Origin of the sequence: Mycobacteroides saopaulense, assembly GCF_001456355.1 — a bacterium.
Lineage (GTDB): Bacteria > Actinomycetota > Actinomycetes > Mycobacteriales > Mycobacteriaceae > Mycobacterium > Mycobacterium saopaulense.
In genome coordinates, this window is sequence record NZ_CP010271.1 from 580136 (window position 1) to 593286 (window position 13151).

Consider the following 13151-nt stretch of genomic DNA (forward strand, 5'->3'; position numbering starts at 1 on the left):
TGACTGTTCGGGAACTTTCCGATCTATGGTCCGACTACTCCCATGGTGACGCGAGACCGTTTGCGTCCATTCAGCAGGGAGGCGGCGTGTGACGGCACCGATATGGATGGCGGAGCCTCCGGAGGTGCATTCTGCGTTGTTGAGCGCGGGGCCCGGGCCGGGTGCGTTGCTGGCCGCCGCAGTGCAGTGGCAAGAGATCGGATACAACTACGCACTGACGGCGGTGGAGCTGACACAGGTGCTGGCCGCGGTGCAGGCAAGCAGTTGGCAAGGGCCCAGCGCCTCCGAGTATGTGGCCGCCCACGGGCCGTACTTGGCCTGGCTCGAACAGGCCGCGGTGGAGAGTGGTGTCATTGCCACCCAACATGAAACAACAGCGGCCGCCTACGGTACCGCGCTCGCGACCATGCCGACCCTCGCGGAGTTGGCCGCCAACCACGTCACGCATGGCGTCCTGGTCGGCACGAACTTCTTCGGGATCAACACGATCCCCATCGCGCTCAACGAGGCCGACTACGTCCGCATGTGGGTACAGGCGGCGGCCACCATGACCGCGTATCAGGCCACCGTCGAGTCCATGACGTCGGCGATACCGCAGACCCAGCAGGCGCCGCCGATCCTCGGGCCCGGCGGTGAGGCCCGCAGTGATCAATCGGACATCCCGGGATCGCCTGACCAGATCACGAAGATGCTGCAGGGCTTTCAAGAGTGGTTCGAGAAAATGGGCTTCAACCCGGCGACCTCGGCGGTGCTCGCGGTGATCATGCTGTTCCTCTACGACCTGCTCTGGTACCCGTACTACGCCTCCTATCTGCTGCCGTTTCTCATTCCTGCGCTCAGCGGTCTGAGCGGCTTGGCGGCGCTGATACACCTTCGGCCCGTCGCCGCACCTGTTCCCGAGCAGGCGACGGCACCGTCCGCAGATCGACCTGTGCCGCGGGCAGTGCACCGGCCGGAGGCAAGTCTGGTGGCTGCCGCCGCGCCAACCCTGTCCACGGCGCCGTCGGGAGCCTCGTCGGCGGCCACGCCCACGTCCAGTGCGACCGCACCGGTCACATCCGCCACCCCCGCATCTACTCCCGGAATCAGCTACGCAATACCGGGTTTGGTTCCGCCTGGGGTGAGCTTTGGACCCAAGGGCGCCGCGAAATCGTCGGAGGCCGCTGCCGTCACCGCCGCCGCGACCGCGGTGGCCGGTGTCGCGGCAGCGGCACGGTCACGGCGGAGGCGGCGCAGCAAGAGCACGGCTCGTATCGGGGGTAAGCGCTACGAATACCTGGAAGAAACAGGCGGTATGGGCGCAGCTGCCGGGGAGCCCACTGTGATCGCGGGCGCGGACCGTATTGCCACAAGCCGGGGTGTTGGTGCGCTGGGTTTCGCGGGCACTGCCCCCGCCGCGGCGGACACACCCACGGTCACGGCGATCAGACTCTCGTCCGAGGACACTCGGCAGGTCATGCCCATGCTGCCCAGCACCTGGGAGGCCGGCGAAGCCGACCAGTCGTAATCCTCTACCTGTATTTATAAGTAAAACTTTGGGGATGCTCACGGATTGCTCACTACTCATGCGTGTCTTTGCGCAGAACAATCGAAGTCAGTCACCACAAGCAACACCGGTGGCGTTCTTGGATTTTCCCGGCAGAGAGAGGCAGAACAGTGAACGAGTACGGGTGGACAGTGGTCGGCGCGGGCCCCGCGGGAATCGCGGCAGTGGGAAAGCTGCTAGATCACGGAGTGTCGCCCGGATCGATCGCCTGGGTCGACCCAGAGTTCGCCGCGGGTGATCTGGGTGCGAAATGGCGTGCGGTACCAAGCAACACGTCGGTGAAGCTGTTCATCAACTACTTCACGGGTGCCGATTCCTTCCGATTCGCCCACGCGCCGCATTTCGCGCTGAACGACCGTGCTCCCTCCGACACCTGTCTGCTCGGCGACGTGGCGGATCCGCTGGTGTGGATCACCGGGCAGCTCTGCACGCAGGTGAGTGCGCTGCGCACCACCGCGACCGGTCTGTCGCTACAGGGTGGACGGTGGACAGTGCAGACCGAACTGGGCGAGATCGCCTCGAAAAACGTGATTCTGGCGGTGGGATCTACCCCCAAGACACTCGACTACCCCTGGCTGAACGAGATCCCCATCGATGTGGCACTGAATCCGGCGAAGCTGGCCGAGCAGCCGTTGGAGGGCGCCACCGTCGCCGTGTTCGGCTCATCTCACTCCAGCATGATCGCGTTGCCGAACTTGCTGGCAGGACCGGTGGCCAAGGTGATCAACTTCTATCGCGGCCCGCTGCGCTACGCGGTGGACATGGGGGACTGGACGCTGTTCGACGACATCGGATTGAAAGGGGAGGCCGCGCGCTGGGCGCGGGAGAACATTGACGGGGTGCCGCCGGCGCGACTGCAGCGATGTCTCGTCGATGGCCTGGAGTTCCCTGAGTTGCTGCAAAGCTGCGATTACGCGGTGTACACCGTCGGATTCAGTCCCCGAGCCATTCCGGCCACTCCGCAGTGGGGTCGACTGGAGTGCAATGCGGCCAACGGAATCATCGCGCCCGGCCTGTTCGGGCTCGGAATCGCGTTCCCGGAGTATCGGATTGACCCGATGGGTTTTGGCGAGTACCGCGTGGGGCTGCAGAAGTTCATGGACCGTCTCAACAAGGCTCTGCCGTTGTGGCTGAAGTACGGATCGTGAGCGTCGGCGAGATCACCGAGGCCGAACCCGACTACCGATTCACGCTCGCCAACGAGCGGACCTATCTGGCCTGGGTGCGGACCTCGCTGGCGATGATCGCCAGCGGTGTGGCCCTCATGCAGTTCGTGCCGGAGTTCTGGATTCCCGGCGCCCGGCACGTGGTGAGCATCCTGCTGGTGATGACAGGCGGCCTGTTGGCCACGGCGGCCGCGCGACGACGCCACCGGGTACAGGAGGCCATGCGACGCGATCTGGCCCTGCCGGCCAGCCATATGCCGACATTCCTGAGCGCGCTACTGTTGGGGATGGTCGTGCTGCTGGTGGCGCTGCTCCTCAGGGGCTAGCGGACCCGGCTGCTACGTCCGGCGCCAGCCCGAGGAGAATCAACAGCTATCGCATTCGTTGACTCACCCGTATCCCGGAGGACGCGTCGGGCAAGCCGACGGCTAGTCGGGTGATTCAAGCGGGTCGTGTGCAGCCCATCCGGCGGCTCGCAGCCTCTGCCATACGCGCTCAGTCTCTTCGGCGGAGGGGAGTGCATCTGTGGCCTTGGTGATCGCAACCGCGATATCGGCGTTCGCAACGGGCACCTCCCCGTGCCGGATCACTTCACGAGCGACCATGAGGACCTCCTCATCGGAGAGTCTTCGGCGTAGGAGAGCAAACAACGGGATGTAGTCGGTGTGGGGGACCCCATCGGGGTATCCCGCCCGAAGAAATCGGACGACGCGGGCCAGAACCTCTGGGATCGCCATCTCGCACCTCACGCCACCCCGCAGTTTTGACCTGGACTTATTGTAGTCCTCAGATGTTTTATCCGCAGGTCGAGCCGTGCCCGCCGGGGAACGGTCGTGGGCGGCCTCTCCACGGGTCCGACCGCGAGACTCGGTCGCAAGTTCAGGTGCAGGCTCGCGTTGGTGTGGCAAATCGTAGAGTGTGTACATGCGGACGGCGTTCCATCAACAGTTAGATGCGTTAGCGGCGAGCATTGCCGATATCTGCCAATTGGCGGGCAGTGCGATGCAGAAGGCGACGCAGGCGCTGTTGCAGGCCGACCTCGTGCTGGCGGAGGAGGTCATCAGCTGCCACGACGACATTGTGTTGCGCACCCGTCGTCTCGAAGAAGCGGCGTTCACGGTTCTGGCCCTGCAGGCGCCCGTGGCCTCTGATCTGAGGGCGGTTCTGGCCGCGCTGAAGAATGTCGCCGATGCTGAGCGCATGGGTGCGCTGGCGCTGCATGTCGCCAAGATCGCCCGTCGCCGTCACCCACAGCGAGCATTGCCCGAAGAGGTGCACGGCTACTTCGCCGAGATGGGCCGCATTGCGGTCAGCATCGGGAATGACGCCAAAGACGTTGTGCTCACCGGGGATCCGGAGAAGGCCGCCCGCTTGGACACCGATGACGACGCCATGGACGATCTGCACCGCCACCTGTTCACCGTCCTGATGGACAGGGAATGGAAACACGGCGTGGCGCCAGCGGTCGACGTCACCTTGCTGGGGCGCTATTACGAACGATTCGCCGACCATGCCGTGGAGATCAGCCGTCGCATGATCTCCCCCGCGCGGGTCGGTAACGCCACATCGGACGAGGGCTGATTGCGATTGGTCGCCCACACCAGATGCCATGGCGCCGTATCACCGCTCATGCAGCAGTGTCGGGCTCTATGCGGTGGTCGTCGAAGGTGACCGATCGAGACCGCTAAGCTGTGGACGTTCCATTGCCTCCTTAGCTCAGTGGTAGAGCACCGCTCTTGTAAAGCGAAGGTCGTCAGTTCAATCCTGACAGGGGGCTCAACGCGTCATTTGGCATGTCGGTACCGTCACGTAATTTCAGTTCATGAGATTGTGCCTTGGTTGCGGCGCACCACTTTCCAGGCGAAGCCAGAAGGTCTATTGCGGCAATGCTTGTCAGGCAGCAGCCCGACGCGACGCCAGTACCAGACTGTGGCTCGAATCCGGTGAGGCTCGGGTGCGCAGCGAGCAGGGCCACTTCATTCGGCTTTTTCTGGCCGAGGCTCAATCGGACCGCTGTGCGGTCTGCGGCGGAGCGAGTACCTGGCAGGGTCTCCCGCTTGTCCTGATCTTGGACCATATGGACGGAAACCCGGACAACAACTGTCGACAAAATCTACGACTCATCTGCCCGAATTGTGACTCACAATTGCCGACGTACAAGAGCCGAAATCGCGGCAACGGCCCCAGTTTTCGCCGCCAGCGCTACGCCGATGGCAAGTCGTACTAGCCGACCCGCTAGACCTCACCTTCGATAACCCGCTCGGACCGCACCGGCCGCGGCGATGTCGACGGCCGCGAGGGCCGTCGGCGTGGCAGGAACCCGCCCAGCGGGCTGACCACTGAACTGAGTGCCGAGACGGTGTCGGTCAACAGCTCGACGGTCGGGGTCAGCGCATCGATGCTTGGCGCCGCTTTGGTCAGCACCTCGGACAGGTTGGCCAGCTGCTGCAGCGGGCCGTCCTTCGCGGTGAACTTGTCCAGCACGCCCTCTTCCTGCATCAACCGTTCGAGAATCCCGTCCTCGGCGAGCAGCTGGTCGACCAGGCCACCGGGTGCCAACGCCCGATCCAGGGCGCCGTCCTGTGAGGTGAGGCGGTCGACGGGCCCGTCCTTGGCGAAGAGCCGGTCCAACACACCGCCGGGTTCGGTGAGCCGGTCGGCGAGCCCTCCGGGCGCCATGATGCGCTCCACCGGCCCTCCCGGCCGTAGCGCCCGGCCGATTGGCTTGCCCTCCTCCATGAGTTCGGCGACCTTCATCGCCGACTGCAGGGGGCTCTTGCGCCCGACCATTCCCAACAGGGATTCGACGGTGCCCACCAGGCCTGCCCCGGCGGCATCGCCCCGGCCGTCATGCGGCTGTCCGTCGGGAAACTCGGCGAGGATCTCGCGTCCGGTATCGATCGCCTTGGAGGCCACCGCCAACCCGGTGTCGGCAACGGCCAGCGAGATCTTGAGTGGCGCGGTGATCAGCGACACCAGCTTCATGGCATAACTGTAGGGCGACTTCGCGCGGTTGGCTGACAATCTCCTGTGAAGAACTCACAGGAACCTCACAGCGAAGATCCAGCGCACCGTAAATTTTGGGGGGAAGATTGTCTGTGGTGAGCATTACGACAGAGACACACCAAGGAACTTTCTCCGCCAACGGCACCGCCCCCGCCAAGGTGCTGGTGGTCGACGATGAATCGAACATCGTCGAGTTGCTCTCGGTCAGTCTCAAATTCCAGGGTTTTGACGTCTATACCGCGGATAGCGGAGCCGCCGCGCTGGATCTGGCCCGTACGGTCCGTCCGGATGCGGTGATCCTCGACGTGATGATGCCCGGGATGGACGGATTCGGCGTGCTGCGTCGTCTGCGCGCCGACGGGATCGATGCGCCGACGCTTTTCCTGACTGCCCGCGACGGGTTGCAGGACAAGATCGCCGGGCTGACGCTGGGTGCCGACGACTATGTGACCAAGCCGTTCAGCCTGGAAGAGGTGGTCGCTCGGCTGCGGGTGATCCTGCGTCGCTCCGGCATGGGCTCAGAGCCCGCGCGCAAGTCCCGGCTCAGCTTCGCCGACATCGAGCTCGACGAGGACACCCACGAGGTGTGGAAGGCCGGCGAGCCGGTTGCGCTCTCGCCCACCGAGTTCACGCTGCTGCGGTACTTCATGATCAATGCCGGCACGGTGCTCAGTAAGCCCAAGATCCTCGACCATGTGTGGCGCTACGACTTCGGTGGCGATGTGAACGTCGTCGAGTCCTATGTTTCCTACCTGCGCCGCAAGATCGACAACGGCGAGAAGCGGTTGTTGCATACGCTTCGTGGCGTGGGATACGTATTGCGCGAGCCGCGCTGATGTGGGGGTACCTTCCGCTCGCGGGGGACGCTTGCGCGAAGAAGATCGAACGGTGATCAAGGCCCCCGGCGTTCGTCGGGGTGTGCCGCTGCGAGTGAGCCTGGTGGTCGGAACCTTGGTTCTGGTTGCGCTGGGACTGGTGGCGTCGGGCATCGCCGTGACCACCACGATGCAACGCACCATGATGAACCGGGCCGATCGTGAGCTGATCGACGCCGCGAACGGGTGGGCGAACCGACCACCTCCTCCGCCCCCTGCCTTTGACACCAATCGGCATCGGCCGCCGTCGTTGTTCTTCATCCGCACCACCGACGACCGTGGACGGGTGGTCATCATGCTCAATGACCGTGCCCGGGCCGATCCTGACCTACCGTTCGACAACGACGTGGGCGGTCGCCCCGTGACGGTGCAATCCGCCGACGGATCCGGGACCGAGTGGCGTGCGGTGTCGCGCCACGACGTGATGGGTGGATACACCACCGTCGCCCGCGACATCACCGATGTGCGCACCACCGTGCGCGACCTGTTGTGGCTGCAGGTGGCGATCGGGATCGCCGTGCTGACCGTGCTTGGTATCGCGGGATATTGGCTGGTGCACCGCAGCCTACGGCCCCTGGCCGAGGTGGAGGCGACGGCCGCTGATATCGCCGCCGGACACCTAGATCGCCGCGTACCGGAACGTGACCCGCGTACCGAGGTCGGCCGATTGTCGTTGGCGCTCAACGGAATGCTTGCGCAGATCCAGCGCGCAGTGGCCGACTCGGAGAAGTCCGCGAAGACGGCACGCACTTCCGAGGAACGCATGCGCCGATTCATCACCGATGCCAGTCATGAACTGCGCACGCCCCTGACCACCATTCGTGGCTACGCGGAGCTCTACCGACAGGGCGCGGCCACCGATACCGAGCTGGTGCTGGGGCGCATCGAAGGGGAGTCGACCCGCATGGGTCAGCTCGTGGAGGATCTGCTGCTACTGGCGCGATTGGACGCGCATCGACCCATGGAGCAGCGGCTCGTCGATCTGCTGGTGTTGGCCACCGATGCCGTGCACGATGCGAAAGCCACTGCGCCCGAACGTGATGTGGAGCTGGAGGTGTTCGACGGGCCCGGCACCCCGGAGGTCATCGGCGATGAGCTCAGGTTGCGACAGGTGCTCGGCAATCTGGTCAGCAATGCGCTCGGCCACACCACCGCGGCCGTCCGGGTTCGGGTGGGTACCGAGGGCGACGACGCCGTCCTGGAGGTCATCGACGGCGGCCCGGGTATGGCGAAGACCGATGCCGAGCGTGTCTTCGAGCGGTTCTATCGCGCGGATTCCTCGCGCACCCGCAGCAGCGGTGGTACCGGGCTGGGGCTTTCGATCGTCGACGCACTCACCGCCGCCCACGGCGGCACCGTCACCGTGCACACCGCCCCCGGCGAGGGTTGCCGATTCGAGGTCCGGCTGCCCCGTGCCGACATGACCGACGACGAAGTCGAGGTCGAGGAGCCGGAGTCAGAGCCCGAGGCCCCCAAGAACGACGAGCCCGCGCCAAAGATCGTGCGGGCTAGTCGATCTCAGCCAGCGCAGCCTTGATCTTGGCCTGTGCCTCGTCGAGGGATTCCGCCGAGACGTTGGGGTCGGCATTCTCGAAGCTGAAGTCGGTCAGTTGGTGTCCGGGGAAGACGTGCACATGCAGGTGCGGCACTTCCATGCCCGCGATGATGTAACCGGCACGCGGTGCGTCGAAGGCCCTGCGGATGGCGCGGCCGATGCGCTGCGCCACGAGGTTGACCTTGGCGAAGACTGCCGCGTCGATGTCCTGCCACTGGTCGATCTCGGCGCGCGGCACCACGAGGGTGTGGCCCGGCGTGATCGGTGCGATGGTTAGAAACGCGACGACGTCGTCGTCTTCGTAGACGAACCGACCGGGCAGTTCTCCGTTGATGATCTTCGTGAACACACTCGACATGCCCCTAGGTTAGTGGCCCGTGGTGGCGGCGCAGGCCGTGGACAGCTCGCGCGGTACGGGCTCGGGGGCGCTACCGCCGTCGGGTGGGCGGACCGCTGCGGGGCGGGCCGTCATGCCGAGGAGGCAGCCGCCGATCACCACCGCCGCGCCGACGAGTTCGACGGCGGTCGGCTGCTCTCCGAGGGCCAGCCACGACGTGGTGATACCCACGATCGGGACCAGCAGTGAGAACGGTGCCACCCGACTCGCCGGGTAGCGGCCCATCAGGTAGGTCCACAAGCCCAGGCCAACGATGGTGGACAGCACCACGATGTAGACGAGGCCACCGAGAGCGATCAGCCCACGGGGTGTGCCGACCGAGGTGAGAGCACGCCAACCAGCGCTCGGACCCTCGGTGAGTGCGGACAGTGCGAACAGCGGGATCGGCGGCACCACCGACATCCACAGGGTGAGCCGCAGTGGCGTACGGGGATCCGCGTTGTCCTCCATTGCCTTTCGGCTCGCAATGTTGCCGAAGGCCCAGCCGAGCGCACCCAACAGCGTCAGCATCACCGGGACCACCGCGGCCGAGGTGCCGTGTGTCGCGCGGTCGGTGGCGATGAGGGCCATGCCGCCGACCGCCAGGGTGATGCCCGCGACTTGCGGCAGTGACATCCGCTCGCCGAGCAGCAGCACACCGAGGATTGCGGTGAAGGGGGCCGATGCCTGCAGGACGAGCGAGGCGAGCCCCGTCGGCATGCCGTTCGCCATGGCCAGGAACAGGAAGGCGAACTGCACGGTTCCGAATCCGACTCCATAGAGCAGGAGCCAGCGCACCGGCACGCGTGGCCAGGGCACGAAGAGGATCACCGGAATCGCCAGCACCGCAAATCGCAGCCCGGCGAAGAAGAGCGGCGGGAAGTGTTCCAGCCCAACATGGATGGCCAGGAAGTTCACGCCCCACAGCACGGCGACGGCCAGTCCGAGGAGACGGTGCCGGGTTGTCATGCCGTCGATCCTGCGTACTGAATTGATTCAGCACAATCTAATTAATGTGCACTATTCATGTAGTTTTACTTCATGGATGTGCGCCGCCTGCGGATTCTCCGAGAATTTGCCGACCGCGGCACTGTCGGCGAGGTGGCCGACGCGATGAGTCTCACGCCCTCGGCGGTGTCACAGCAGCTCAAGGTGCTGGCCCGCGAGGCAGGTGTGCCACTGCTGCGCCAGGACGGGCGGGGCATCACACTCACCGAGGCGGGCCGCGCGTTGGTACTGCGTGCCGACGAGGTGATCGCCGCCGTCGATCGCGCGGCCGAGGAGATGGTGACCTATCGGGAGGGCACCCAACCCGTGGTGCGGGTGGCGTCGTTCCCGTCCGGCGGGGGACTGCTGCTGCCCAGCGTGGTGGCGGCCGTACAGGATGTGGTGGACGTCCGCCCCAGCGATGAGGACGTCACCTACAGCGAGGCGCCCGGACTGCTGACCGACTACGACGTCGTCGTCACCCACCGTGACGAGCGTGCCGCGGCCTTGCGCTCGCCCCGGGTGTGGTCCACGACGCTGATGCGCGAGCCCATCGATCTGTTGGTGCACCGGGAGCATCCATTGGCGTCGTGCGAGTCGGTGACACCGGCGGAGTTGGCCGATGAGACGTGGATCAGCGTGCCCGAGGGCTTTCCGGTTGATGACGTGCTGGTCTCGCTCGGTGTTTCCACCGGGATCCGTCCACGAGTCAGGTTCCGTTTCAAGGATTTCCAGATCGTCGAAGACATGGTCGCCCACGGCCACGGTGTTGCGCTGATGCCGCGGTACGTCAGCCGCAGCCCACGGGTGGCGCGGTTGGTCATCCGCGAGGTACGTGCCGCACGGCTCTACGAAGTGCTGGCCCGGCCGGGTGCGCAGCAGCGCCCGGCCATTGCCGCGACCATCCGCGGATTGCAGGACGCGGCGGCCGTGTTGGAATCCCGTTAGGCGCTGTGCTCGGCGATGTGTTCGAGAACCAAGGCGGTGGTCTCGGCGGGCCGCTCCTCGGCGATCCAATGAGACACACCTTCGAAGACCTCGAAACGATACGGTGCGTGCACGTATTTGGGGTTGGCATCGGCCGCCGCCCGAGTCACCGCGGAGTCCCCGTCACTCCAGATGAACAGGGTGGGCACCCGAACCGCCGGAGCCGGCGACCGCAGTGAATAGCGCATGGCCCGATACCAGTTCACCGTTGCCGTGGTGGCGCCGGGCTCACTGAACAGCTCGCGGATGCGCTCGGCGAGCCGGTCGGACACCTTCATCCACGACTTACCGAACTTCTGGAACGACTCCTTCTCGTTGAAGCTGAAGAGCCATTCGGGCAGCCTCGGGATCTGGAACAGCAGCATGTACCAGGAATGCAGAATCTGACCGCGCGGCATGGCATCCCGGAAGGCGCGCGGGTGCGGAACCGACAGCACCGACGCGGTGTGCACCCGGTCACCGTGGTTGCCCGCCAGCTGCCAGGCCACCGCAGCACCCCAATCATGGGACAGCAGATGGAATTTCGCGACACCCGCCTGATCGGCGAGGGCCAGGATGTCTCCCTCGAGCTTGTCCAGGGCGTAGTTGCGGACGCCGAGGGGGCGGGCGCCGGGGGAGTAGCCCCGCTGATTCGGGGCCAACACCCGGAATCCGGCGTCCGTCAGCTTCGGGACGATCTCCGCCCACATGGTCGCCCGCTCGGGAAAGCCATGCAGCGCAACGATCACCGGGCCATCGAGCGGGCCTTCGTCGATGACGTCGAAGGTCAGGCCGTCATTGGTGAACGTCGACAGGCGTGTCACGGCGCTCATCGGACCGCGTGGGCGTACCGCCCGCTTGCGGGGTATTTCTCACCGGCCTTCAGGTACCGACCGGTCTGCAGGTCGTTCCCGTAACCGTCGATGAACTCGCCGAGTCGGAACACCACCTTGCCGCCGACGGCGGTGGCCACGACGGTCTCGTCGTTGCGGTTCACCATGCGGGACAGGTTGTCGAAGAACGGTGCCTGGGCCTCGTTGTAGGCGTCAACCGTCTCGTTCAGCTTCTCGGGATCGATGATCACGAAGTCGGCGCGATCACCCTCACGCAGGTGCCCGGCGTCCAGCCCGAACCAGTCGGCCAGCTCACCGGTGAGTCGATGCACGGTATGACCAAGGGACAGGATGGGTTTCCCGGCCTTCTGCGCGTCGTTCATGCGCTTGAGGAAACGTAGGTGGAAGTTGTAGAACGCCATATTGCGCAGGTGCGCACCGGCATCGGAGAAGCCCATCTGGAAGTTGGGGTCCTTGGCCATCTCGTCGAGCACCTTGGGGCGGTGGTTTCCGACGGTGGTGGTCCAGCGGACATTCTTCTCGCCGTTCTCCACCAGCACATCCAGGAAAGCGTCGAGCGGTGCGATGCCGCGTTCGTCACCGATCTGGCCGAAGGTCTTGCCGATCAGCGAGGCATCCGGGCATTCGACGATCACGGCGTCGTAGAAGTCCTTGTGCCACAGGCCCGGCTTGTGCTTCTTGATGGCGAACTCGCGCCGGAACTTGCGGCGGTACTCCTTGTCGGCCATCAGTTTGTTGCGCTCGAGCTGCTCCTTGATGTGCAGAGCAGCGGTGCCTGCACCGAACTCCTCGAACACCGGCAGGTCGATGCCGTCGGAGTACAGCGTGAACGGCACGGGCAGGTGCTGGAACTTGACGTTGGACTTGAAGATCTTGTTGCCGATTCGGGCGGCGGCGCTGAAGAACACGTTCGCGCCCTTGATGCTCTTGGAGTCCGCGGCCACCAGCAGGCTGACAGGAACGGCCTTGCGGCGCTTGAAGAAGCGGGTGCCGGTGGACAGGAAGAACAACACCGCGGTGGCCGGGTTGTTGATGTTCGGGGCGCTCTGCAGGATGCGGTCGCGCTTGCGCAACACGTTGATCAGGCGCCAGCGCTCATGCCACCACGCGTAGGTCGACGGCAGCGCGCGCGAGCGGTAGCGGTCGCCATCGAGCTTGTCGATCGGGGCGTCCATGCCCGACATGCCCAGCATGCCCGCGTCGAGTGCCTTCTCGAGCATGTCGGCCATGCGGTCGAGTTCCTTGCGGGTGGGGAAGGACCAGTTGTTGGTGGCCCGGCCCAGTCCCATGACGGCGGTGCGCAGATCCGAATGTCCAAGGAACGAAGTCACATTCGGGCCGAGCGGCAGCGCGTCGATCTTCTTGACGTAGCTTTCCGGATCGGTCCAGTCCTGGAACTCGTTGAGGGCGCCGATCACGTGCTTGCGCGGCACCGCCTCCACACGGCTGAACAGGTCGGCGGCGTCGTCGGGCTTGGCATAAACGGTCGACATGGAACAGCAGCCGAGCACGATGGTGGTGACGCCGTGGCGCACCGACTCGCCGAGGCCCGGGTTGAGCAGCACCTCCGCGTCGTAGTGGGTGTGCATATCGACGAACCCGGGCAGAACCCACTTGCCGCCGGCATCGATCACCTCAGGGCAATCGGTCTCGTCGAGCGCAGTGGTGGAGACGGCCGCCACGCGCCCGTCCTTGATGCCGAGGTTGGCCTTACGGGGTTCGGATTTCGTGCCGTCGAACCACAGGCCGTCGCGGATGATGAGGTCGAACTGGGATGAGCCGCTTGCGCGAAGACCGTCGGTCATGGGGGCTGCCCTTCG

At 65.2% G+C, this 13151-nt stretch carries 14 protein-coding genes and 1 tRNA gene; 9 read left to right on the plus strand and 6 right to left on the minus strand.

The window, feature by feature from the left end; genetic code table 11:
* The first annotated feature begins 88 nt into the window (after nucleotides 1-88).
* The 3 genes from MYCSP_RS02920 (at nucleotide 89) to MYCSP_RS02930 (ending at nucleotide 3038) form a co-directional block, all read left to right on the plus strand.
* The gene (locus tag MYCSP_RS02920; RefSeq protein ID WP_088413141.1) at nucleotides 89-1507 is read left to right on the plus strand and encodes a PPE family protein; all 1419 of its coding nucleotides are present in this window, start codon (nucleotides 89-91) and stop codon (nucleotides 1505-1507) included.
* A gap of 149 nt (nucleotides 1508-1656) precedes the next feature.
* Complete coding sequence (locus MYCSP_RS02925; RefSeq protein WP_083017909.1) at nucleotides 1657-2694, plus strand: FAD/NAD(P)-binding protein; 1038 nt, start codon at nucleotides 1657-1659, stop codon at nucleotides 2692-2694.
* Nucleotides 2691-3038, plus strand: coding sequence for a YidH family protein (locus MYCSP_RS02930; RefSeq protein ID WP_070913195.1), 348 nt, complete (start codon nucleotides 2691-2693; stop codon nucleotides 3036-3038). Before MYCSP_RS02925 ends, MYCSP_RS02930 begins: the two co-directional genes overlap by 4 nt.
* A gap of 102 nt (nucleotides 3039-3140) precedes the next feature.
* Here the strand turns inward: MYCSP_RS02930 and MYCSP_RS02935 are convergent, their stop codons facing one another.
* Nucleotides 3141-3449, minus strand: a complete 309-nt coding sequence (locus tag MYCSP_RS02935; RefSeq protein ID WP_083017911.1) for a DUF3349 domain-containing protein — start codon at nucleotides 3447-3449, stop codon at nucleotides 3141-3143.
* A gap of 187 nt (nucleotides 3450-3636) precedes the next feature.
* Between MYCSP_RS02935 and phoU the strand changes: the two genes are divergently transcribed.
* From phoU to MYCSP_RS02950, 3 genes are all read left to right on the plus strand, one after another.
* Nucleotides 3637-4293, plus strand: a complete 657-nt coding sequence (gene phoU, locus MYCSP_RS02940; protein ID WP_083018011.1) for a phosphate signaling complex protein PhoU — start codon at nucleotides 3637-3639, stop codon at nucleotides 4291-4293.
* A 124-nt stretch (nucleotides 4294-4417) separates the two neighbouring features.
* A tRNA-Thr gene (locus tag MYCSP_RS02945) sits at nucleotides 4418-4489 on the plus strand.
* A gap of 51 nt (nucleotides 4490-4540) precedes the next feature.
* A complete protein-coding gene (locus MYCSP_RS02950) occupies nucleotides 4541-4939 on the plus strand; it encodes an HNH endonuclease (RefSeq protein WP_209435435.1) in 399 nt (132 codons plus the stop codon).
* Nucleotides 4940-4947: 8 nt separating this feature from the next.
* Here the strand turns inward: MYCSP_RS02950 and MYCSP_RS02955 are convergent, their stop codons facing one another.
* Nucleotides 4948-5697, minus strand: a complete 750-nt coding sequence (locus tag MYCSP_RS02955; RefSeq protein WP_083017915.1) for a hypothetical protein — start codon at nucleotides 5695-5697, stop codon at nucleotides 4948-4950.
* 113 nt (nucleotides 5698-5810) lie between these two features.
* On the opposite strand from MYCSP_RS02955, the gene MYCSP_RS02960 reads away from it, so the two are divergent.
* Nucleotides 5811-6554: a response regulator transcription factor gene (locus MYCSP_RS02960; RefSeq protein ID WP_088413143.1), complete on the plus strand. Its 744-nt coding sequence runs from the start codon at nucleotides 5811-5813 to the stop codon at nucleotides 6552-6554.
* Complete coding sequence (locus MYCSP_RS02965) at nucleotides 6520-8130, plus strand: sensor histidine kinase (protein ID WP_088413144.1); 1611 nt, start codon at nucleotides 6520-6522, stop codon at nucleotides 8128-8130. The genes MYCSP_RS02960 and MYCSP_RS02965 overlap by 35 nt, the downstream gene beginning before the upstream one ends.
* On the opposite strand, the gene MYCSP_RS02970 is transcribed toward MYCSP_RS02965, so the two are convergent.
* Both MYCSP_RS02970 and MYCSP_RS02975 read right to left on the minus strand, forming a co-directional pair.
* Nucleotides 8102-8506 (minus strand): HIT family protein, encoded by a 405-nt coding sequence (locus MYCSP_RS02970; RefSeq protein WP_070913188.1) that lies wholly within the window; start codon nucleotides 8504-8506, stop codon nucleotides 8102-8104. The two genes, MYCSP_RS02965 and MYCSP_RS02970, sit on opposite strands and share 29 nt — an antisense overlap.
* Nucleotides 8507-8515: 9 nt before the next feature.
* A complete protein-coding gene (locus MYCSP_RS02975; RefSeq protein ID WP_088413145.1) occupies nucleotides 8516-9493 on the minus strand; it encodes an EamA family transporter in 978 nt (325 codons plus the stop codon).
* Between the two features lie 72 nt (nucleotides 9494-9565).
* Here MYCSP_RS02975 and MYCSP_RS02980 point away from each other — a divergent pair, with 72 nt between their 5' ends.
* Nucleotides 9566-10459 (plus strand): LysR family transcriptional regulator, encoded by an 894-nt coding sequence (locus MYCSP_RS02980; RefSeq protein ID WP_070913183.1) that lies wholly within the window; start codon nucleotides 9566-9568, stop codon nucleotides 10457-10459.
* Here the strand turns inward: MYCSP_RS02980 and MYCSP_RS02985 are convergent.
* Entirely contained in the window at nucleotides 10456-11301 is an 846-nt protein-coding gene (locus MYCSP_RS02985; RefSeq protein WP_088415409.1) for an alpha/beta fold hydrolase, read from the minus strand. The genes MYCSP_RS02980 and MYCSP_RS02985 overlap by 4 nt on opposite strands.
* A gap of 5 nt (nucleotides 11302-11306) precedes the next feature.
* The gene (locus tag MYCSP_RS02990; protein ID WP_088413146.1) at nucleotides 11307-13136 is read right to left on the minus strand and encodes an N-acyl-D-amino-acid deacylase family protein; all 1830 of its coding nucleotides are present in this window, start codon (nucleotides 13134-13136) and stop codon (nucleotides 11307-11309) included.
* Nucleotides 13137-13151: the final 15 nt, after the last annotated feature.